The following is a 21,215-nucleotide window of genomic DNA, read 5'->3' as shown; positions in this document are numbered from 1 at the left end:
TTGTGATTTTGCGTTAGCTGCGGGTTAGTATTGGCAGCCCATCATGTCGTTGATGGCTTTCTCAAACTCATCGCCGGGCAATGACTGTTTAGCCATTTCGGCGGTACTCCATATCTCGATGGTGTCGTCCATGCCCACCAAACTCACTTCTTGTTGGATGTTGGCCATCTGCAAATGGCGCTTAGGGATGAGGAAACGCCCGTTGCTGTCGAGCGAAAGTATTTCGACGTCGGAAACAAATTGGCGGAATAGCTGCTGTTCTTTCCGATTCCATCGGCTTAATCGGGTACGCATCGTATCCATAACACCGTTCCATACCGACTCGGGATAAATGACAAGGCAGGGCTGGAAAATATCTTTTCTGAGTACGATATTCTCCTCTCCCGCAGCCTGCAAGATCTTTCGGAAGGCTGCCGGCATGAAAACGCGGCCCTTGGTGTCGGTCTTGGCGCTGATGTTACCAATGAAGCGCATGATACATATTTATAAATATTCGTCGTCAAAGATACATATTTTTCCCCACACTTCCCCACTTTTCCCCACAAAATTATGTAAAACGGGAAAATTGATGTGTGTAAGTCAATTATTTGCTTTGTAGCGGTGATGGTGTGAAGGGGTAATGCGTATGAAATATAATGTAAAGTTTTATTACCTAAAAAGAGTGCTTTTAAAAACTGTCATTTAGAATTTTGAGAGCTTGTTTTTTAACCTTAATTTGCTCATGGTATGTCTTTGGATTTGTAAAAGTCGGGCTATGATATGGCGAAAGAGCCGTAATGATAGTTTTAAAGGATAGTTTTTGCCGGGTGAAACCGCTCATTTTAAACGATGAAATGGCGCAAATTTGTCGATGAAATGGCGCAAAACAGTCCTTAAAAACCTGCTTTTGATAAGTCTGAAATCACGATTTTATGAGTTCGGTTCTTTAAAATGTTCTGTATCAATAGGTTGGTTTTTCAGTCGAATCCTTGCGTTTTTCTTCGTCAAACTTTTTCTTTTTGAAAATAAGCTGTGCATTTTGAGTGTTTTGTAAAGATAATTCTGAATTTTAGAACATCTGTTGGCGCTAAGTATTAGGTGTGTAATGGAGTGGCTGCTATTAGGCAGGAGGGAGCTTGTTTTTTATTAAAAACTTCGTTAAAGTTACATGCTTTTGTATTTAATGCAAATATACGTAGTTAAGAATAATGAGCTTTTTGTTTTCTATTTGTTCTATTTTTTTAATATTTTCACGTCAAAAAAAAGTGTAATTAGAAAAGAAATGTTATTTTTGCATGGAGTTAGTGGCTTTTATAAATGAGAGAACTAATAGAGAAAACAATCGACATTGATGAGATTCTAAAGAGCAAGATGGGGCGGAAGGCACGCTATGTGCCTCGTTTTGTCGTGTCTTGGCTGAAACACATCGTGCATGAGGGCGAGGTGAATCGCTTTCTTTGGGAGAGTAGACACTTATCGGGTACCGACTGGCTCACCGAATGTGTCCGCTATCTTAAAATGGATATAACGATAGAAGGGCTGGAAAATCTGCCTGATAAGAATGATGGCAGGCTCTACACCTTTGTTTCCAACCATCCGTTGGGCGGTCAGGACGGTGTGGCTTTGGGCTCTATTATCGGTCGTCACTACGATGGTAAGTTTCGTTACTTGGTGAATGACTTGCTGCTTAACCTGCCCGGATTGAAGCCTGTCAGCATAGGAATTAATAAAACGGGTAAGCAGAGCCGTGATTTTCCACGCATGGTGGAGGCCGGATTCAAGGGAGATAACCATTTGCTTATGTTCCCTGCCGGGCTCAACAGTCGCAAGATCAATGGCGAAATTCATGACTTGCCTTGGAAAAAGACCTTTGTCGTAAAGAGCGTGGAGGCCCGGCGCGATGTGGTTCCTATTTATTTTAGCGGTAGAAACTCCAATCGGTTTTATCGCATAGCTCGTTTCAGCGATCGTTTCCTGCCCTTTAATTTGGCCATGCTTTTCCTTGTGGACGAAATGTATCGCAATGTGGGCAAATCCTTTAAGGTCGTTATCGGTAAGCCTATCCCATGGCAGACGTTTGATAAGAGTAAAACACCGATGGAATGGGCTAAAATCGTAGAAGATAAAGTATATGAGTTATAGTCGGAGAGTGGCAGGATTGCCGGCATGGACTATGCTTAATGAACAATAAAAGAATAGATGGAAGAAGAAATTATCCAACCCGTTTGCAGGGAAACGCTGAAAAGTGAGCTGACGCTCGATAAGCAACTGCGAATGACAAACAAGAGTAATAACGAGATATATGTCGTTACGGCTCAGAGCGCGCCCAATGTTATGCAAGAGATTGGCCGACTGCGAGAAATAGCTTTTCGCTCGGCGGGCGGCGGAACGGGTAAGTCGGTGGATATAGATGAGTTCGACATGATGGAAGGAGGGTGCAAACAGCTTGTTGTTTGGAATCCTGAGGCCGAGGAAATCATCGGCGGTTATCGTTATGTTTTCGGCACCGACTGGAAGACTGATGAGCAAGGACAACCGCTGCTGGCCACCAGTCACATGTTTCATTTCTCCGAAAAGTTCATGCGTGACTATGCTCCTTACACGGTGGAGTTAGGCCGTAGCTTCGTGTCATTGGAGTATCAGAATGTCAGAACCAACACGAAGAGTATCTTTGCGCTCGACAATCTATGGGATGGATTGGGAGCTTTGACGGTTATTAATCCCAATTGTAAGTATTTCTTTGGAAAGATGACGATGTATCCTTCTTACATTCGTCGAGGCCGTGACATGATTCTTTATTTTCTCAAAAAGCACTTTGATGACAAGGAAAATCTGATTGTGCCCATCAAACCGCTTGTGATTGAGACGCCTGAAGAGGAATTGGCCCGTATTTTCTGTTGTGATTCTTTCAAGGATGATTACCGTATATTGAATCGCGAAGTCCGTAAGTTGGGCTACAATATTCCCCCGTTGGTAAATGCTTACATGGGCCTCAGTCCCACGATGAAGCTCTTCGGTACGGCTATCAATTACGGTTTCGGTGACGTGGAGGAGACTGGTATTCTCATCGCTGTTGATGAAATATTGGAGGAAAAGCGTGTGCGCCACATCGATAGCTACGTAAAAGAACATCCGGAGGCCCTCCAAATAACGAGTGGAGCTAACAATGTAATTTATAAAAGCAAAGAGTGATCTTTGCTTTTCTTTGTTTTAAAGGAATTATTATATCCTTACCCACCTAAACAATGGGCAAGGATATTCCGCAAATTTTCTGATAAATGTCGAGCGCATAGACGTCGGTCATGCCACTGATATAGTCGATAACGGCCATGATGCGTGTCTCCAAGTCGTCACTTTGTATGTCGTATTGGCTGCTAACCCGCTTGATGAGCTGCTGGGAGTGGAAGCGTTGCGGGTTGACGGCGGCGTCAATCATGGTTTTCATCAGTGTTTCCATGATTTTATAACCACCTAACTCCACATCGAGCACGGGCTTGCTTTGGTATATTTTTTGGAAAGATACTTTGCTGCAATGGCGGTAGGCCTCGCGTTGCAGTGGCGAAATGTGGTCGATGAGGCAGCCTTCAAACTTACCATCGAGTATCTGTCGCTCGTTATTGACAAAGGCCATGACACATTCATGTTGCAGTTTGCCGATGGCACAAGCCCGCATGTAGACCACCCGTTCGTTGGGATCGCTCACTTCCTCTTGGTCCATTCGACGGCGGATGTTGTCTTGCTCCTCGGCGTCGAAGAAGCTGAGTAGCAGTTCCTCGGTCTCTTGGTAGGAGAGAACACGCAGTTTATGCGAGTCCTCAATATCCATTATCTCATAGCAAATGTCATCGGCAGCTTCCACCAAGTAAACCAGCGGATGGCGAACGTAGCGCAATGGCTCACCCGGAAATGACAAACGAATGAGCCCTAACTGGTCGGCTATCCTGCGATAGTCCTCGCTCTCGGTTTGGAAAAAGCCGAACTTGGCGTGCCGACCGGCGTAATGGCTCGCAAAAGGATACTTTACTATGCTGGCCAAAGTAGAATAAGTGAGGACAAAACCACCTTTTCTACGGCCTAAGAATTGGTGGGTGAGCAGGCGAAAGGCGTTGGCATTACCTTCAAAGTGGGTAATGTCTTCCCAAAAAGGCTTGCTCAGACGGTCCTTCAGGTAAGCTCCCTCGCCTTCGGTAAAGAAGGATTGGATGGCTTTCTCGCCACTGTGACCAAATGGGGGGTTACCCATGTCGTGGGCCAAGCAGGCCGCATGGACGATGGTGCTTATCTCTTCAAAGTTCGTATCTTTGAGTTCGGGATGTCGCTCGATAAGAATGCGGGCCACATCGCTGCCGAGTGACATGCCGAGCGAGGCAACTTCCAAGCTGTGCGTTAAGCGGTTGTGGACGAAAACACTGCCGGGAAGAGGGAATACCTGCGTTTTGTTCTGCAAACGGCGGAACGGTGGGGAATAGATAAGTCGATCGGAATCGCGCCGAAATTCGGAACGTGCGTCATGATGTGCCAAGCTCGGGTCTTCCTGACCGAATCTGATGTTGGATATTAGTTGTGACCAATTCATATTCTACTTATTGTATTGCGTATCAATAGGATAAATGCAAAGATAAACTAAATTTGCCTTAATTCTTTCATTTTACGTTTAAAAAAGCCCCTTTGTAAAGATAATTCGTTATTTTTGCATGACATTAATTCATCTACACATAGGTTTTATGATTAAAATAAAGGTTATCAATACGGGTCATCAGCCGTTGCCGGCTTACGCTACGCCACAAAGTGCGGGGATGGATTTGAGGGCCAATATTGAAGCTCCCATCTGCCTGAAGCCCTTGGAGCGACGTCTGATTCCTACGGGATTGCGCATTGCGTTGCCCGAAGGTTATGAGGCGCAGATCAGGCCTCGTAGCGGATTGGCCTTGAAGAAAGGCATTACCGTGCTCAATAGTCCCGGAACGGTGGACGCTGATTACCGAGGTGAAGTGATGGTGCTGCTGATAAATTTCTCGCAAGATGACTTCGTGATAGAAGATGGAGAGCGTATTGCGCAGATGGTGATAGCCCGTCATGAGCAGGTAGCCTTTGAAGAGGTGGAGTTATTGGATGAAACCGAAAGGGGTACGGGCGGTTATGGCCATACCGGCGTGAAATAGCCGGTGTGGGACTGTGGCTTCGGTATCGGAATATCCCATGTGATATGCTAAATAATATTCGACATATTTTATTCTTGTTTTGGGTGACGTTGCTTTGTGGCGTGGCCCAAAAAGCCGTTGCGGGTGATACGTTGTCGTATCAAGAGCAGCGGCGTTATGACTATTTTTTCTTGGAAGGACTGCGTCAATATCATGCGGAGAAATTCGACGCGGCCTTCGATTTGCTCAATCATGCATTGCAAATCAATCCCAAAGGAGCTGAGACTTATTATCTGCTGGCTATGTTTCAAAGTGAACTTGAGCAGGACAGCCTCGCCATGACCTATCTTCAGAAGGCGGTGAATTTGCGTCCCCATAATGTGACCTACCGTGAACAGTTGGCCCGCTATTATGTCAATGCCAAACAATTCGACAAGGCTTTGCAGGCGTATGAGGACTTATATCAGACCGACAAGAGCCGCACCGATGTGCTTGAAATCCTGATTCAAATCTATCAACAGCAGAAAAACTATGAGAAAATGTTGAGCTGTTTGGAGCGAATGGAGCTGGTAGATGGGAACAGTGAGGAGCTGACCTTGTCGAAAGTGAGGGTCTATGAGCTTACTAATAATAAGAAGGCGGCTTACAAAGCATTGAAGTTATTGGCCGATGAACACCCTTATGACTTGAATTATCGGGTGATGTTGGGTAATTGGCTCATTCAAAATGAAAGGGAGAAAGAAGCCTATAAGCTATTCAAATCGGCATTGGAAGAGGAGCCTGACAATGGTTACGCGTTGAGTTCCATGTATGATTATTACCGAGCCGTGGGCAATGAGCGTGAAGCTAAAATGCTGGCTGATCGTATATTGGGCAGTCGTAAAATGACGACGCAGGCCAAGGCGGGTATCATCCGACAGTTGATTCAGGAGTCGGAAGCGCAGGGTGGGGACAGTATTAAGGTACTCAAACTGTTCGATAAGGCGCTCGATGTCAACCCCACTGATACGGATATGTACGCCATGAAAGTAGCTTACATGACGTTGAAGAAAATGCCTGAAGATTCTATCAACTTGGAGTTGGGGCGTTGGCTTCAGATAGCGCCCGACAATGCTGGGGCCAGAATGCAGTTGGTACAGAACCTATGGACTAAGCAGAAGTGGGATGAGGTGATTAAAGTGTGCAAGCCTGCCACGGAATATAACCCCGATGAAATGGCCTTTTTCTATTTCTTGGGAATGGCAAATTTCCAAAAAGACCAATACGAGGAAGCCCTTGACGCTTTCAGGCGTGGGGTAAGCGAAATCCGACCGACCAGCAATCGCGACATTGTTTCGGATTTTTATGCCATCATGGGTGACATCTTGCATCAAAAAGGAAACACGAAAGAAGCCTTTGCCGCCTATGACAGTTGCCTGCAATGGAAGCCTGACCACTATAGTTGCCTGAATAATTACGCTTACTACTTGAGTGAGGAGAATATTAATTTGGAGCGGGCGGCCGAAATGAGTGCCAAAACAGTGAAGGCAGAGCCCAAGAATGCCACTTATTTAGATACGTATGCTTGGATATTATATAGGGATGAACGATTTGCCGAAGCTAAGATATACATAGATCAGGCCGTGGCAAATCTTGACTCTACACAGCATAATAATGTGATTTATGACCATGCCGGTGACATTCATGAGCGCCTTGGCGAGCATGAGGCAGCCTTGAGCTATTGGCAGAAAGCAATAGAAGCCGGTGGCGAAAAAGCTGTGATAGAGCGGAAAATGCACCCTAAAGCAATTGTGAAACCAAAGAAAAAAAGATAATGAATAGACTGAATATCCTAATGCCTTTGGCACTGGCAGGCTTGCTGTTGGTGTCATCGTGCGCCTCAAAGAAAAATATTGTGCGTGACACAGTGCCGTCCTCGGATTCCAGACCCTCGGTGGCCGTGGCCGAACAGAAGGCACAAGTGGAGAGTGCTCGTGAGTTACAGTTGCGTCAATTGCAGTTCGCGCAACGGGTATCCGATACGAAGGTGTATGTGAAAAACATCGTCGGAGATATGAAATTCAATATTAAGGCGGGTTCAAAGAACATCACCGTGCCCGGCGCCTTGCGGATGCGCAAGGATGAAGTCATCAGATTACAAATCTATATGCCCTTGTTGGGAACGGAGATAGGTCGTGTTGAGTTTACCCCCACGCACGTCTTGGTAATCGACCGTTTGCATAAGGAGTATGTGAAGGCCGATTATAACCAGCTCGATTTTTTGAAAGCAAATGGCTTGAACTTCTATACTTTGCAGGCCTTGTTTTGGAACCAGTTGTTCATTCCCGGACAGAAAGAAGTAGCAGAGCGAGATTTGGGCCAGTATGAGGTTAAGTTCGCTTCCGATGTAACTACGCTGTCTACGCGTAAGGGTAGCTTGTCCGTAGAGTGGTTAGCGAGCTCTAAGGCCGCGCAAATCATGGCCGCGACGGTGAAATATATATCCCAAAAGCATGGAGAGTCAACACTGGGCTGGGCGTATAATGATTTTAAGGCTGTTGGGTTGAAGAGTTTTCCTGCTACGCATAAGATACTTTTCCAAACGACGTCCGCAAAGAAGAAGCAGAATGTTACGGTAACCATCAATATGAGTGAAGTCACGACCAAGGATAATTGGGAGGCAACCACTAAAATCTCCGATCGTTACAAGCAAATTCAGGCGCAAGATGCCTTAAAGAAAATCATGAATCTCGGAATATGAGAAGAATCATTATCCTACTCTTAGCTGCAATGATGACGATGACCGTAGGCGCGCAAAAGCGGAATACGGCCAAAAAGAAGTCGACCCCCACAGTGAGTAAGTCGGCAAGGAAATCCGTTGCGTCGAAGAGAACATCGAAAAAAACAACTAAAAATACCGTTGCCCACTCGAATTCTTCTATTCGAGGACTACAGAAAGAACGTTCGCAAATACAGAAGAAGATACGTCAGCAGGAGCAAGCATTGCGGGCCAATCAGGCCGATGTCAAGAAGCGATTACAGAACCTGATGACCCTCAACTCCGCCATTGACGAGCGGCAAAAGTCGATTGATGGCATTCAGAGCGACATACATCATATTGAAGGCAACATTGATATATTGAAAACACAGCTCAAAACGCTCGAAGAACAGTTGCAGGAGCGTAAGGCAAAGTATATTAAGTCCATGCGCTACATGGCCCGCCATCAGACGATGCAGGATAAACTGATGTTTATTTTCTCCGCCAAGAACATGGCGCAGATGTATCGTCGTCTGCGTTTCGTGCGCGAATACGCCAACTATCAGCGGGCCCAAGGCGAGATGGTGAAGACCAAGCAGGCGCAGGTAGATAGCAAGCACGAGCAACTGAAGCAGGTACATGGCCAAAAGAACAACTTGTTATACAAGGACAAGAAGGAAAAATCGGCATTGCAGGGCCAGCAGGATGAGCAGCAGAAGATTGTCGCTTCCTTGAAAAACCAACAAAAAACGATACAAAAAATCATTGCGGAGCAGCGTCAGAAAGATGCGGCTTTGAACGCTCAAATCGATAAGTTGGTAGCCATAGAAGTGGAAAAGGCCCGTCAGCGGGCCATCGCTGAGGCCAAGCGCAAGAAGGAAGCGGCCGAGGCTGCCCGTCGTAGGGAGGCAGAATTGGCAAGGAAAAAGGCCGAAGCCGAGGCTGCCGCTCGTGAGAATGCCCGCCGAATAGAGGAAGCCAAGGCACGTGAAGCCAAACTGAAGGCCGAGGCTGAAGCTGCTGCCAAAGCCGCGGCGGAGGCTAAGAAGAATGAGGAAACCGCAGCCGCGGCCCGCCGGGAAAATGCCGAGCGAATAGCGAAAGCGGCCGAAGAGCGTAGGGCTAAGACCGAGCAGGCTGCCCGAGAGGCTGTGGCTGCCCGTCAGGCTGCCGAGTTGAAAGCCAAGACCGAGGAGAAACGGAATCGGCAAGAGATAACCGAAGCCCGTGAGAGCATGGCCGAAGCCCAACGGTTATCGACCGTCGACCGTATGGTTAGTGGTGGATTTGAGGCCAATAGAGGCCGACTGCCCATGCCGATTACCGGAAACTATAAGATTGTGAGCCACTACGGACAATATAATGTGGAAGGCTTGAAGGATGTGAAGCTCGATAATAAGGGTATCAACATTCTTGGTCAGCCGGGCAGCATGGCCCGTTCCATCTATGATGGTGAGGTCAGCGCGGTTTACGGATGGCAGGGAACGATGTTGGTCATGGTGCGTCATGGCGCGTATATTTCTATCTATTGCAACCTGAAATCTGTCAGTGTGAGCAAGGGACAGAAAGTTTCAGCCCGACAAGCCTTGGGCGCGATAGGTGCTGACAATATCCTTCAATTCCAATTAAGAAAAGAAACGGCCAAACTCAATCCGGAATTTTGGTTGGGCAGATAAGTCCCAATGTTATCCGATAGGTTGAGTAAGATTTGCTCATTGGTGTTTAAATAATTCATCGGGCATACTGAACTCAAGCGCCACCTTAATTCGTTCATCGATTAAGGTGGCGCTTGTCGTATTTCGGTTTGTATTTCTGAAATATTTTTTTGACCTTATATGTTTCAAATATCAAGGTATCTTTGAACGTTAAAAGCATAATATGTTGCATTTTACGTAAAATACGTTATTTTTGTAATAGGGCTGCTTTTAAAAAGTTAAAGATATTTTTCGTTTTTAAAAGAAATACTTATCTTTGTAATCTAATAAAAGAAATTTTTTTTATGCAAATAGAATGTCATCTGTCAGCACTTGTCCATGAACAGGCCAAAAAGTATGGTGATAACCCGGTTTTGACCTTTCGTAGTTTTGGAAGTCTGAAGTGGAAGACGGTTTCATGGAAGCAGTTCTCTTTGCGGGTAAAGCAAGTCAGCAATGCTCTTTTGAACCTTGGCATGAAACCACAAGAAAAGATTGCCGTCTTTTCGCAGAATTGTATTCATTATCTTTATACTGATTTTGGCGCTTATGGCGACAGAATTGTTTCTATACCTATTTATTCTACCAGCAGCGAACAGCAGATACAATATATCGTAAACGATGCGCAAGTGCGCTTCTTGTTCGTAGGCGAGCAGGAACAATACGACAAGGCACATAGGATTTTTGCGCTATGTCCGTCGTTGGAGCGTATCATTATCTTTGATGATAGCGTAAGAATCAGCGCTCATGACCCCGCGACTTTATATTTCGAGGACTTTATTAAGTTGGGCGAAGGCTTGCCTCGCCAGTCTGAAGTGGAAACTTTGTTGGGTCAAGCGTGCGAGGAGGACATCTGCAATATCCTTTATACCAGCGGTACTACCGGCGACAGCAAGGGCGTAGTCCTGACTTATAAGCAGTATCATGCGGCCATGAAAGCCAATGGTATGTGTGTCCCCGTGACGGGAAAAGACCGTGTTATCAATTTCCTTCCTTTCGCTCATGTGTTTGAACGTGCGTGGGCTTACTTGTCATTGACGGTCGGTGCGCAGCTGATTATCAATACTTATCCCAAGGAAATACAGCAAAGCATGCGCGAGACCCACCCCACTTCCATGGCCAGTGTGCCCCGTTTCTGGGAAAAAGTGTATGTGGCCGTGAAGCAGCGTATCGAAGATTCCAATCCCGTAGAGAAAGCCTTATTCAAGCGTGCGTTGGCTATCGGCCGCAAACGCAATATAGAATACTTGAGTAGAGGTAAGCGAGTGCCTTTGGCTTTGGAGCTACAATACAAGGTAGTGAACAACTCCGTGCTCAGCCTTGTGCGCAAACAGTTGGGCTTGACCAATCCCAATATCTTCCCGACGGCAGGCGCTTATGTCTCTCCCGAGGTTGAAGAGTTCGCTCACTCCATAGGACTTGACATGTTGGTGGGCTACGGTCTGACCGAAAGTCTCGCTACCGTTACCTGCGACCATCGTGGAAAAGCTTACACGGTAGGGTCGGTTGGCCGACCAATTGACGGCATTGAGATAAAGATAGGTGAGAATGATGAGGTCCTGCTCAAAGGTCCAACCATCACACCGGGTTATTACATGCGTGACTCCATTAACGAGGAAGCCTTCGATAAGGACGGTTTTTTCCATACGGGAGACGCCGGTTATATGGAGAATGGTGAGCTTTTCCTTAAAGAACGTATTAAAGACCTCTATAAAACATCGAATGGTAAATATGTCGCCCCGCAGCAGGTGGAAGCCTTGTTGCTCGTGGATAAGTACATAGATCAATGTGCCGTTATCGCCGACCAGCGCAAGTTCGTGTCAGCCTTGATAGTACCTGAGTTCAAGATGATAGAGGAATGGGCCCGCGATCATCAGGTAAAATTCGACGACCGTGAGCAACTTTGCGCAAGCCCGCAGGTTCATGACATGCTGATGGAGCGCATTGAGACCCTCCAACAAGGCTTGGCCCATTATGAACAAATCAAGCGTATAACGATTTTACCTCGTTATTTTTCAATGGAAACGGGTGAGCTTACCAATACGTTGAAGCTCAAACGTCCGGTAATTAATAAAATATACAAAGCGCTCATCGACAAAATGTACGAGGAGTAAACGAATTATGATAACCATAGATCAATTGAAAGATGTAGTGGAACGTGCGGAAGCACTCCATAAATATCTGAATATAGACCAAAAACAAGTAGAATTTGAGGAGGAACAACTCCGTACACAAGCACCCGACTTTTGGGAAGATCCCGAGCGGGCACAGGCTCAGATGAAGCTGGTAAAAGGCCTTGAGAAATGGCTCAAGGGCTATAAGGAAGTAAAACAAATGGCCGATGAATTGCAATTGGCCTTTGACTTCTATAAAGATGAAATGGTTACAGAGGACGAAGTCGACCGTGATTATGCCAAGGCCATTGAGGCCATTGAGGCGCTTGAGCTGAAAAACATGCTCCGACAGACGGAAGATCCCATGGAGTGTGTGCTGAAAATCAACTCCGGAGCAGGGGGTACCGAGAGTCAGGACTGGGCCTCCATGCTGATGAGAATGTACATGCGCTGGGCCGAGGCCCATGGCTATAAAACATCGATCATTAACTTGCAGGATGGCGATGAGGCCGGAATCAAGAGCGTGACGATGGAAATTACCGGAGGAGAATATGCCTACGGCTTCCTGAAAAGCGAGAATGGCGTGCATCGTTTGGTACGTGTCAGTCCTTTCAACGCCCAAGGTAAGCGCATGACGAGCTTCGCCTCGGTGTTTGTCTCGCCTTTGGTTGACGACACGATAGAGGTGTTTGTCGATCCCGCGCGCTTGTCATGGGACACTTTCCGTTCGGGAGGCGCCGGTGGTCAGAACGTCAACAAGGTGGAGTCGGGCGTGCGTCTGCGTTATTGGTATCAAGATCCTGACACGGGAGAGGAGGAAGAAATCCTCATCGAGAATACCGAAACGCGCGACCAACCCAAGAACCGGGCCAAGGCTATGTTGTTGTTGAAGAGCCAATTGTACGACCGGGCGATGAAAAAACGCTTGGAAGCACAAGCTAAGATTGAAGCGGGAAAGAAGAAAATAGAGTGGGGCAGTCAGATACGCAGCTATGTCTTTGACGACCGTCGTGTGAAAGACCACCGCACAAACTACCAGACTGCCGATGTCGATGGCGTGATGGATGGCAAGATAGACGAGTTTATCAAGGCCTATCTGATGGAATTCCCCGTCACCGATGAATAAAAATTTTCCGATAATAGGGGGAAATTGGTCTTTTTGCCTTTTATATATAAGAGAACGGTAAATAAAGTAACAAATCATACATCGGTAGGTTGCATTATGTCACATTTCAGGAATACATGTGCGCCCAACCACTTTTAGAAAACAGATATTATAACAAACAATATTTAATATAATCTGAACAGTCTATTTTAATAACCCAAGTGTCAGTTCATGACACACCTCATTCAAAGGTGGATGGGGTCATTTAAAAGATTTAGGTACAATGAGTGACAAGAGTAAAATGAATCGCGTACGACGTGAAGCAAGGCAGGAAGAACAGGCCAAGAAAGTTATCAATGGCATATTCGGCACTTTGATCATTTTGGCTATATTGTTTATGATTTATTCAATCATCATGTAATGAGCTCTTTGGAGATAGAACGTAAGTTTTTAATAAGAGGAGGCGACATCTTCAAGGATGTCGCCTTTTCTTCTTCCTATATCCGTCAGGGATATATTCCGGCCGACGGTGCCACTGTCAGGGTGCGCACACGTGACGACAAGGCCTATCTGACCATTAAGTCGCATGCCGGGGAGAATGGGCTGACCCGTTATGAGTTTGAGAAAGAAATAACGATGGAGGAGGCCCTTCAGTTGCTGAAACTCTGCAAGGGAGGCGTGATAGAGAAGCGGCGCTACTTGGTGGCCGTCGGCCGACACACCTTTGAAGTGGACGAGTTTTATGGCGACAATGAGGGGTTGGTCATGGCCGAAGTGGAGCTGAAAAGCGAGGATGAGGCTTTTGAAAAGCCCGATTTCATCGGTCAGGAGGTGACGGGCGATCGCCGTTATTACAATTCTAATTTGCTCACCAACCCTTACAAACGCTGGAAAGATAGGCTGTAAGAGCCCTATGGCTTAGCGAACGGAGCCTGCCAATAGGCACTGTCGACAAACTGACGTTAAGCATTGGAAGGTTATGGCTTAGGAAATGAAGCCCAACGGCAGGTTTTTTCAAATGGATATTCAAGGAATCTCTTTCGGTTATGGAGGAGGTTCCTTTTTGTGTTTGGTGGGGTTCCTTTGTATGGTTAATGATGTTTCTTTTTATGGTTAGTGAGAATTCTTTTTATGATTGATAAAATTTCCTTTTGCTGTTTGTGAGATGCGGTTTCGTGGTGGAGAGATTTTAAAAAAGCAAATCCGTGTTTCTTATTTTCTTATCGGGGAAACCTTTGCTTCTTATTCGGTCGTCGACTTTCATTCATAATGAATCTTTGTTTTGACCGTGAAAAACGTTTGCTTTATTCATAAAAGGCCTGCTTTTGGTTATGAATTGCTTTAAAAGTACGAAATAATTTTATACTTTTGTGCTTGAAAACCAAAAGTTACTTACAAATGTCACACGGACGGGCGAGTTTTGGTAGCAAAATAGGAATGATTTTAGCTACCGCGGGCGGTGCAGTAGGCCTTGGAAACGTTTGGCGTTTCCCTTATATGACCGGTGAGAATGGTGGCGCCGCCTTTATCTTAGTTTATTTATGCTGTGTCTTTGTGCTTGGTATTCCCTGCATGATTTCAGAGTTTATCATCGGCCGCCATGGCTCCGCGAACACCTATCGGGCCTTTGCCAAGCTGTCGCCCCGCGGCTCTTGGAAGCTGGTAGGCCTGATGGGGGTGCTCACGGGCTATCTTATCACGGGCTACTATGCCGTGGTGTCGGGCTGGTGTTTGCAATATGTCTACGCCTCGGTGATGGGCGAGCTCAAGGGCAATCCCGACTATGTGCTCCATTATTTTCAGTCTTTTTCATCCAATCCGATACGCCCCGTATTTTGGACAGTGGCCATATTGCTGCTTGCCCACTTCATTATCATTCATGGAATACGTGGGGGCATAGAGAAAGCCTCGAAGTTGCTCATGCCCACACTGTTTATCCTGCTGCTCGTTATCGTGGGAGCGTCGCTGTTGTTGCCCAATGCCGGCAAGGGCGTTGAGTTTCTGTTGAAGCCCGATTTCGGGCGTGTCGACCGCAATGTGTTCCTCGGTGCGCTCGGCCAGTCGTTCTATTCGTTGAGCATAGCCATGGGTTGCATGTGCACCTATGCCTCTTATTACAGCCGAAGCGTCAACCTGCTGAACTCCTCTTTGCAGATAGCGGCCATCGATACGTTCGTCGCCATCTTGGCCGGACTGATGATTTTCCCCGCCGCTTTCTCCGTGGGTGTCAATCCGGGCAGCGGCCCTTCGCTCATCTTTATCACCTTGCCCAATGTCTTCAATCAGGCTTTTAGCGGCATGCCCATGGTCGGTTGGCTTGTGTCCCTTATGTTCTACACGCTTTTGGCCTTAGCGGCGCTGACGTCGTTGATGTCGCTTCACGAGGTGAGCACGGCCTTTATCTACGAGGAGCTCCATATTTCGAGAAAGCGAGGAGCCGTCATGGTGACCGTAACCACTTGTATTATCGGCGCGTTTTGTTCGCTGTCGCTCGGAGCGGTCGATTTCCTGAGCTTTGGCGGCAAGTCTTTGTTCGACTGGTTCGACTTCGTTACGGGACAGATTTTCCTGCCCGTGGGCGGTTTGTTGACGTGTTTGTTCCTTGGATGGTTCGTTCCCCGGCAAATCGTCAGGGACGAGTTTACCAATTGGGGCACCGTCAGCCGGCGTTTCTTCGGCCTTTATCTGTTTCTCGTCAGGTACTTCTGCCCACTCGCCATATTGGCCATTCTGCTCCATCAGTTCAGCGTTATTTAACCGTCCGTAACGGAATGGGCGCCTTGCTTCGACCCTATTCCGCTATGGGCCTTACGTGCCGACTTTCCCAAAGCTGCCTTTCCGCCCGCTAATAGTGGCCTTCTGACCCGCTCGAAGGGCTGCTTTCAGGCGCTCAAAGCGGCTCTTTCGCAAAACCACTCCGTATGAAATGGAATAACCTTACCTATTTCCTGAAAAGCGACCGCATTGTACTGATTACATTGCTCATTACGGCTTTCCTCTTTATCCTCGGCATTTACTTCACTTCCGAGGGGCTCGATAAGTCGACGGCCATTGTCGGCGACACGCTGACGGCCTATTCGCATAGGCCGAGAAGCTATCATCGCCATTCCCACGGCTACTATAACGTGCCGTCGAAGGCCGCTGTCCTTTTCGATTTCGACCCCAATACGGCTGACAGCACGCAGTTCTTAGCCCTCGGTTTGCGTCCTTGGCAGGTGAGAAACATCTACAAGTATAGGGCCAAAGGGGGCATTTATCGCCGTCCCACTGACTTTGCCCGCCTTTATGGGCTTACCCGCAAGGAGTTTCAACGTCTTTTGCCCCATATCAAGATAGGCGCCGATTATCAGCCTGCCGCCACTTTGGCCGAGGCTGTTCCCGCCTTTGAGCGCGACACGTTGAAGTATCCCCGCAAGTTGCAGGCCCATGAGCGCATAGACCTTAACACGGCCGACACGACCCTATTGCGCCGTGTGCCGGGCATAGGTTCGTACTTTGCCCGTCAGATCGTGAACTACCGCCGCCATTTGGGTGGCTTTTACAGTGTTGGGCAGCTTCAGGAAATCGAGGACTTTCCCGAGGAATCGCTGGCGTATTTCGTTCTTTCCGACGCCTCCGTGCATCGTCTCAACGTTAATACCGCCACCCTTTCGCAGCTCAGTCGCCACCCCTATATCACCTATACGCAGGCCCGTGACATGGTAGACTTTCGTCGTCTCCGCGGCCCCATTCGCACCCTTGCCGACCTGCGGCTGCTCAAGTCGTTCGACAGTCGCTCCCTCAGCCGTGTGGAACCCTATCTGGCGTATTGATGATTTTTCAATAGCAATGAATAGGAAATGGGTAATTCTTGATGTTTTTCAAACCTATTATGAGAATAATTCAACCGTTTTGTCCGAAATAGGTGCTACTTTTGCATTTGTGAGAAACGCCCTTTTGTAGTTTCTCCCAAGCCTAATAGCAATGAAAAAGATAGCAATAGCAAAAACAGAAGAGCAGTTTGACGCCTTGGCAGCCTCACGAGTTATCGGCCAAATCATGCGCCGTCCCTCAAGCGTCATAGGTCTGTCAACCGGGCGTACCACCCATAACATGCACCGGGTGATAGCCCGTTTTTTCTCACAGTTCGACTTTGACCTCCATGATGTCACCTTTTTTGGAGTTGACGAGGTTATGAATGTGCCCCGGGAGTACGTGGGTGCCTGTTACACCATGCTCCGAAATGAGCTTATTGACGATCTTCGGATAGATGATTCCCATTTTCTAATGCTCCCGACCCATTCCGATGACTATCCGCGGACGTGCCATGCGTTTGAGCAAACCTTGGAAAGCTGTGGCGGTATTGACCTTTTGATATTGGGATTGGGTGAGAATGGCCATTTGGGATTTAATCAGCCGGGTACTCCTTTTGAGTCGGTCACTCGAGCGACACGGATGGACGAGCAACTCGAAAAACGTATTCGACGAGAAACGAATACCCCTTCTGATGTACTTCTTGGTGGGGTTTCGCTTGGGTTGAAGACCATCATGCACAGCCGTAAGATAGTGCTTGTGGCCAAGGGAGCGCATAAGGCCGATATGGTTCGCCAAATGTTGGAAGGTCCTATTACGCCCGATGTACCCGCATCTGTCCTTCAGCTCCATCCCGATTGTGAATTCCTATTAGATACTCAAGCAGCTAAATATCTTCAACATGAATACCAATAGCCCTCGCCATGAACGCAGTTACTTGCTGCCTTTCCTCTCAATGGTCCTTTTGTTCTTCATCGTTGGCTTCCTGACAACGGCCAACGCGCAGTTTCAAGCCCCATTGCGAAGTGCTTTCCTCTCGCAGGTGGGTGGCATGAAGAATAGCTTGGTAACCCTCATAACCTTCTCATGGTTCTTGGCTTATCCCCTTACAGGACCCTTGGGAGCACGTTGGGTCGATCGTCATGGTTATAAGTCGACGCTTATCCGAGGGCTTATGGTCATGGCTGTGGGGCTTGGGCTGTTCAGTCTTTCGTCGATAGTCACGTCGGCTTGGCCTTCCTCGATGGTTTGTATAGGCAGCGGTGCCATTCCCGTGGGCTTCTTCGTATTCCTGCTTGGGTCGTTTGTGGCCGGTGCTTCGGCCACGATTTTGCAGGTGGTCATCAACCCTTATCTCGTGGCTTGTGAGGTGCGCCACACGCAAGGCGTGCAACGCATGGCCATGGGAGGTACGGCCAATTCCATAGGAACTACGTTAGCACCTTATTTTGTCTCGGGAATCATCTTCGGCGGGCTGTCGGTCGAGGAAGTCAGTGTGGATAGGCTGACATGGCCTTTCCTGATTCTTATGAGCTTTATCATAATCCTTATCCTCGTACTCTCACGCTTCTCGTTGCCCGATATTCAGAAAGCGCATGTCGCCCGGGGCGAGAAGCTGAAGGAGAGTGTGTGGTCGTTCAGCCATCTGACATTAGGAGTTGTGGCCATCTTCTTTTATGTAGGCTGCGAGGTTTGTATTGGTGGAAATATCAATCTTTATGTAATCTCCGACCTTCATGGCAGCGTTGCCTCGGCCACACTGATGGCCACGCTCTATTGGGGTGGGTTGTTGGTAGGCCGGCTCATATCGAGTATGCTCAGCAAAGTGTCGCCTCGGGCACAGCTCACCTTTACTACGACGGCTGCCATAGCCCTTGTAACGGCCGCCATGCTGACCGATAATCCTTGGCTACTCATAGCGGTGGGACTTTGTCACAGCATTATGTGGGGGTGCATCTACACTTTGGCCGTGGCTCATTTGGGCAAATACATGTCCGCGGCGTCGGGAGTTTTCATGATAGGAGTCATCGGTGGCGCCGTCTTACCGCTCGTTCAGGGCATTATGGCCGATGGACTTGGAAGCTGGCGATGGTCATGGTCCATTGTGCTGGTGGGCGAAGTGTGTATGCTGGCCTATGCTTTGGTGGGGTCAAGAATCTATAAAACAGCTGACGAATGAAAGGATTGCGCGTATTACTACTGTTAGTCTTGTTGCCATGGACCATGGTTCAAGCTCAGCGATTGTGTCCTGACACGCTGCTAAGTCGGCAGCTCCATGCCTCGGCATTGCTCCATCGGCCGCTTCCCGTTGACCGTTCGCGCCAATTGGAAACCCTTACGGGCAGCAAACGGGTGGTGCGTGAAGGGGGACTTTCCTCACTTCGGTGGCACCATGAGGGCTTTGGCAGGGTGTATTCCCTGCCTGAAGGTTTCGGAATGGCTTTTCCCCGGCTTACCGGACAAAGGGCGCAAGGACGCCCTGATGACCCTGATTATGCCATTTATGGGCGTTGTCAGGCCATTGCCGAGCTGCCATCGCGGGATTGGACTGGCTATAATTGCCTTATGATGGACGTTAGGGCGGAGAGTGAAGGTACGGATGTGGTCAACCTGAATTTGATCATTGATGATGTACAAACTCACTCGTTAGGTGCTCACCTTATCAATTTGGATAATCATAAGTGCCGAAGGGTTTACTTTGAGTTGGGTGATCTACCCCGCAAAGCCGTGCGACGGCTCACTTTTTATGCCGATTTGAAGGGGTGTGATGCCACCATGGGCGACACGCTTCGTTATGACGTGACGGGCCTGCGCTTGTTGCAGGTGGAGCGTCCCGATAAGGAATGGGGATGGGAACCGCAGGAAGGAGAGGTGGCTTACTCCATGTCGGGGTATCTGCCAGACTACCAAAAGACGGCCATATTGAGGCTTCAGGATTTTCCGGTCGACTCTTTCCGCTTGATGAATGCCCACAGTGGGAAGGTGGCTTATCGCGGACGGATCAGGCCACAGCGTACGGGAATAGGTTCGTTTGGCATAATCGACTTTACGTCTTTTAGGTCGATAGGCGACTATTACCTGCAAATAGGTCCTTCTTATCGCTCGCCGGCTTTCCGCATTGGCACTGACGCCTTTGTCAATGCTACGTGGCGATTACTTAATTATGTCTTTTGTCAGCGTTGCGGCTATGCTGTGCCCGGCATTCACGGCCGTTGTCACACCGATTTATTTTCTGTTTTTCAAGGCGATACGCTCTCTTATGGTGGTGGATGGCATGACGCCGGCGACCTTTCGCAGCAGACATTGCAGACGGCCGATGTCGTTATGGCGTTGTTGGAGCTGGCTGTTCGTCGGCAGAAGGACCATCCGATACTCTCTTCAAGATTGAGAGAAGAGGCGGAATGGGGGCTTCGCTTCCTTATGCAGACCCGTTTTCCAAAAGGTTACCATGCCAGTAGCATGGGATTGTTGCATTGGACCGACAGCCAGAAGGGTACCGATGACGACATATTTAGCGTGAGGAAGCAGCATAACGCCTTTGATAATTACTTGTATGCGGCCTGCGAAGCCTATGCCGTCATGGCGTTGGGGGCAAAGCATGGTTATGCTGACAGCCTGCGGAAAATGGCCTTGGCCGACTTTGAATTTGCGCAGGAAAAGTTGAAGACCGATGGAATCGATGATTTCTCGATACCGATGGAGCACACGTATGCTACCTCCGCAAGTCTTTTTCATGCGGCCCGCAGTTGGTCGGCGTCAATCCTTTACCGGCTCACGGGAAAGAAACGCTATGCGGAGGTGGCCCGATCATCGGCTCGCTACATGCTTGCTTGTCAGGAACAGTGTGGGAATCGGCCCGAAATCAATGGCTTTTTCTATTGCGATACGACTCGTCGGGCTATTGTGCATGCCATTCATCAGTCGCGGTTGGAGCTGTTTGCCCGAGCCTTGACGGCTCTTTGCCAAAGCCAACACCAAGCGCCTGAGTATGGACGTTGGTCAACAGCCTTGCGACTTTATGCCTATTACCTGAAAAGCATGGTCCCTTATACGGCTCCCTACGACATGGCGGCCTGTGGTATCTACCTTCATGATGAATATAAAGACAGCATAGGTTTTTCAAAACTTCATCTATGGGCGCCCGCTCATGCCGATTCGCTCTTTCGTGTACAGCTTTCGGAGGGAGTCAAGCTCGATAATCGGCATTATGTAAAGCGTTTTCCCGCATGGTTCTCCATCTTCAATGGCAATGAGGCAATCATCCTTTCGCTGGGTAAGGCTGCGGCTCTTTGCGGGCAATTCTTGGGTGACCGTCAGTTGATGAATATAGGTTTGGGACAACTCTATTGGACTGTGGGGAAGAATCCGTTCTGCCAATCGCTCATCTATGGTGAGGGTTATCGCTATCCTTCGATGGATAGCTTTTCGTCGGGAGAGCTTACCGGTGCTATCCCAGTGGGTATTCGGTCGCTCGGGAATACGGATTTGCCTTATTGGCCGCTGGTCAACAATGCCTGCTACAAGGAAGTATGGATGACCTCGGCGGCCAAATTCATGTCTTTGTTGTCCGAGTATGAGTAAGTAAAATGAATGAATCGACATGCTAAGTATCATAATAATTATAATTCTGTTGTTAACGGTTGCAGGGCTTTT

16 protein-coding genes are annotated in these 21,215 nt (G+C 48.0%); 14 read left to right on the top strand and 2 right to left on the bottom strand.

The genetic code is table 11. The annotated features are described in order from the left end of the window. Window positions 1-24 precede the first annotated feature (24 nt). Entirely contained in the window at window positions 25-474 is a 450-nt protein-coding gene (locus VIR50_RS10520) for a division/cell wall cluster transcriptional repressor MraZ (protein ID WP_331935083.1), read from the bottom strand. Between the two features lie 822 nt (window positions 475-1,296). On the opposite strand from VIR50_RS10520, the gene VIR50_RS10515 reads away from it, so the two are divergent. Both VIR50_RS10515 and VIR50_RS10510 read left to right on the top strand, forming a co-directional pair. Beyond that, complete coding sequence (locus VIR50_RS10515) at window positions 1,297-2,121, top strand: glycerol acyltransferase (RefSeq protein ID WP_331935082.1); 825 nt, start codon at window positions 1,297-1,299, stop codon at window positions 2,119-2,121. Between the two features lie 57 nt (window positions 2,122-2,178). After that, entirely contained in the window at window positions 2,179-3,171 is a 993-nt protein-coding gene (locus tag VIR50_RS10510; protein WP_331935081.1) for a GNAT family N-acetyltransferase, read from the top strand. 46 nt (window positions 3,172-3,217) lie between these two features. On the opposite strand, the gene dgt is transcribed toward VIR50_RS10510, so the two are convergent. After that, the gene (dgt, locus tag VIR50_RS10505) at window positions 3,218-4,555 is read right to left on the bottom strand and encodes a dGTP triphosphohydrolase (protein WP_331935080.1); all 1,338 of its coding nucleotides are present in this window, start codon (window positions 4,553-4,555) and stop codon (window positions 3,218-3,220) included. Window positions 4,556-4,703: 148 nt separating this feature from the next. Between dgt and dut the strand changes: the two genes are divergently transcribed. The 12 genes from dut (at window position 4,704) to VIR50_RS10445 (ending at window position 21,143) form a co-directional block, all read left to right on the top strand. Further along, window positions 4,704-5,141 carry a dUTP diphosphatase gene (dut, locus tag VIR50_RS10500; RefSeq protein ID WP_331935079.1) on the top strand — a complete coding sequence of 146 codons (438 nt, stop codon included), beginning with the start codon at window positions 4,704-4,706 and terminating at the stop codon, window positions 5,139-5,141. Between the two features lie 44 nt (window positions 5,142-5,185). Then, a complete protein-coding gene (locus VIR50_RS10495) occupies window positions 5,186-6,934 on the top strand; it encodes a tetratricopeptide repeat protein (RefSeq protein ID WP_331935078.1) in 1,749 nt (582 codons plus the stop codon). Then, window positions 6,934-7,860: a DUF4292 domain-containing protein gene (locus VIR50_RS10490; RefSeq protein WP_331935077.1), complete on the top strand. Its 927-nt coding sequence runs from the start codon at window positions 6,934-6,936 to the stop codon at window positions 7,858-7,860. Before VIR50_RS10495 ends, VIR50_RS10490 begins: the two co-directional genes overlap by 1 nt. Beyond that, on the top strand, window positions 7,857-9,533 hold the full coding sequence (locus VIR50_RS10485) for a murein hydrolase activator EnvC family protein (RefSeq protein ID WP_331935076.1): 1,677 nt from the start codon (window positions 7,857-7,859) through the stop codon (window positions 9,531-9,533). The genes VIR50_RS10490 and VIR50_RS10485 overlap by 4 nt, the downstream gene beginning before the upstream one ends. Before the next feature lie 323 nt (window positions 9,534-9,856). After that, window positions 9,857-11,665, top strand: coding sequence for an AMP-dependent synthetase/ligase (locus VIR50_RS10480; protein ID WP_331935075.1), 1,809 nt, complete (start codon window positions 9,857-9,859; stop codon window positions 11,663-11,665). A 7-nt stretch (window positions 11,666-11,672) separates the two neighbouring features. Then, window positions 11,673-12,791 carry a peptide chain release factor 2 gene (gene prfB / locus VIR50_RS10475; protein ID WP_331935074.1) on the top strand — a complete coding sequence of 373 codons (1,119 nt, stop codon included), beginning with the start codon at window positions 11,673-11,675 and terminating at the stop codon, window positions 12,789-12,791. A 399-nt stretch (window positions 12,792-13,190) separates the two neighbouring features. Further along, a complete protein-coding gene (locus VIR50_RS10470; RefSeq protein ID WP_331935073.1) occupies window positions 13,191-13,676 on the top strand; it encodes a CYTH domain-containing protein in 486 nt (161 codons plus the stop codon). A gap of 492 nt (window positions 13,677-14,168) precedes the next feature. Further along, a complete protein-coding gene (locus tag VIR50_RS10465; RefSeq protein ID WP_331935072.1) occupies window positions 14,169-15,527 on the top strand; it encodes a sodium-dependent transporter in 1,359 nt (452 codons plus the stop codon). A gap of 164 nt (window positions 15,528-15,691) precedes the next feature. Beyond that, the gene (locus VIR50_RS10460) at window positions 15,692-16,582 is read left to right on the top strand and encodes a helix-hairpin-helix domain-containing protein (protein WP_331935071.1); all 891 of its coding nucleotides are present in this window, start codon (window positions 15,692-15,694) and stop codon (window positions 16,580-16,582) included. Between the two features lie 151 nt (window positions 16,583-16,733). Next, window positions 16,734-17,477 (top strand): 6-phosphogluconolactonase, encoded by a 744-nt coding sequence (locus VIR50_RS10455; protein WP_331935070.1) that lies wholly within the window; start codon window positions 16,734-16,736, stop codon window positions 17,475-17,477. After that, window positions 17,464-18,741: an MFS transporter gene (locus tag VIR50_RS10450; RefSeq protein WP_331935069.1), complete on the top strand. Its 1,278-nt coding sequence runs from the start codon at window positions 17,464-17,466 to the stop codon at window positions 18,739-18,741. Before VIR50_RS10455 ends, VIR50_RS10450 begins: the two co-directional genes overlap by 14 nt. After that, window positions 18,738-21,143, top strand: coding sequence for a glycoside hydrolase family 9 protein (locus VIR50_RS10445; protein ID WP_331935068.1), 2,406 nt, complete (start codon window positions 18,738-18,740; stop codon window positions 21,141-21,143). Before VIR50_RS10450 ends, VIR50_RS10445 begins: the two co-directional genes overlap by 4 nt. Window positions 21,144-21,215 lie beyond the last annotated feature (72 nt).

It is taken from the genome of Prevotella sp. (assembly GCF_036570325.1).
In the GTDB taxonomy this organism is placed as follows: domain Bacteria; phylum Bacteroidota; class Bacteroidia; order Bacteroidales; family Bacteroidaceae; genus Prevotella.
This window is presented reverse-complemented; position numbering and strand designations above follow the sequence as displayed.

Excerpts from the sequence above, each read along its gene's own strand:
- VIR50_RS10520 (WP_331935083.1), bottom strand. The coding sequence starts at position 474 with ATGCGCTTCATTGGTAACATCAGCGCCAAGACCGACACCAAGGGCCGC.
- VIR50_RS10515 (WP_331935082.1), top strand. The coding sequence starts at position 1,297 with ATGAGAGAACTAATAGAGAAAACAATCGACATTGATGAGATTCTAAAG.
- VIR50_RS10510 (WP_331935081.1), top strand. The coding sequence starts at position 2,179 with ATGGAAGAAGAAATTATCCAACCCGTTTGCAGGGAAACGCTGAAAAGT.
- dgt (WP_331935080.1), bottom strand. The coding sequence starts at position 4,555 with ATGAATTGGTCACAACTAATATCCAACATCAGATTCGGTCAGGAAGAC.
- dut (WP_331935079.1), top strand. The coding sequence starts at position 4,704 with ATGATTAAAATAAAGGTTATCAATACGGGTCATCAGCCGTTGCCGGCT.
- VIR50_RS10495 (WP_331935078.1), top strand. The coding sequence starts at position 5,186 with ATGCTAAATAATATTCGACATATTTTATTCTTGTTTTGGGTGACGTTG.
- VIR50_RS10490 (WP_331935077.1), top strand. The coding sequence starts at position 6,934 with ATGAATAGACTGAATATCCTAATGCCTTTGGCACTGGCAGGCTTGCTG.
- VIR50_RS10485 (WP_331935076.1), top strand. The coding sequence starts at position 7,857 with ATGAGAAGAATCATTATCCTACTCTTAGCTGCAATGATGACGATGACC.
- VIR50_RS10480 (WP_331935075.1), top strand. The coding sequence starts at position 9,857 with ATGCAAATAGAATGTCATCTGTCAGCACTTGTCCATGAACAGGCCAAA.
- prfB (WP_331935074.1), top strand. The coding sequence starts at position 11,673 with ATGATAACCATAGATCAATTGAAAGATGTAGTGGAACGTGCGGAAGCA.
- VIR50_RS10470 (WP_331935073.1), top strand. The coding sequence starts at position 13,191 with ATGAGCTCTTTGGAGATAGAACGTAAGTTTTTAATAAGAGGAGGCGAC.
- VIR50_RS10465 (WP_331935072.1), top strand. The coding sequence starts at position 14,169 with ATGTCACACGGACGGGCGAGTTTTGGTAGCAAAATAGGAATGATTTTA.
- VIR50_RS10460 (WP_331935071.1), top strand. The coding sequence starts at position 15,692 with ATGAAATGGAATAACCTTACCTATTTCCTGAAAAGCGACCGCATTGTA.
- VIR50_RS10455 (WP_331935070.1), top strand. The coding sequence starts at position 16,734 with ATGAAAAAGATAGCAATAGCAAAAACAGAAGAGCAGTTTGACGCCTTG.
- VIR50_RS10450 (WP_331935069.1), top strand. The coding sequence starts at position 17,464 with ATGAATACCAATAGCCCTCGCCATGAACGCAGTTACTTGCTGCCTTTC.
- VIR50_RS10445 (WP_331935068.1), top strand. The coding sequence starts at position 18,738 with ATGAAAGGATTGCGCGTATTACTACTGTTAGTCTTGTTGCCATGGACC.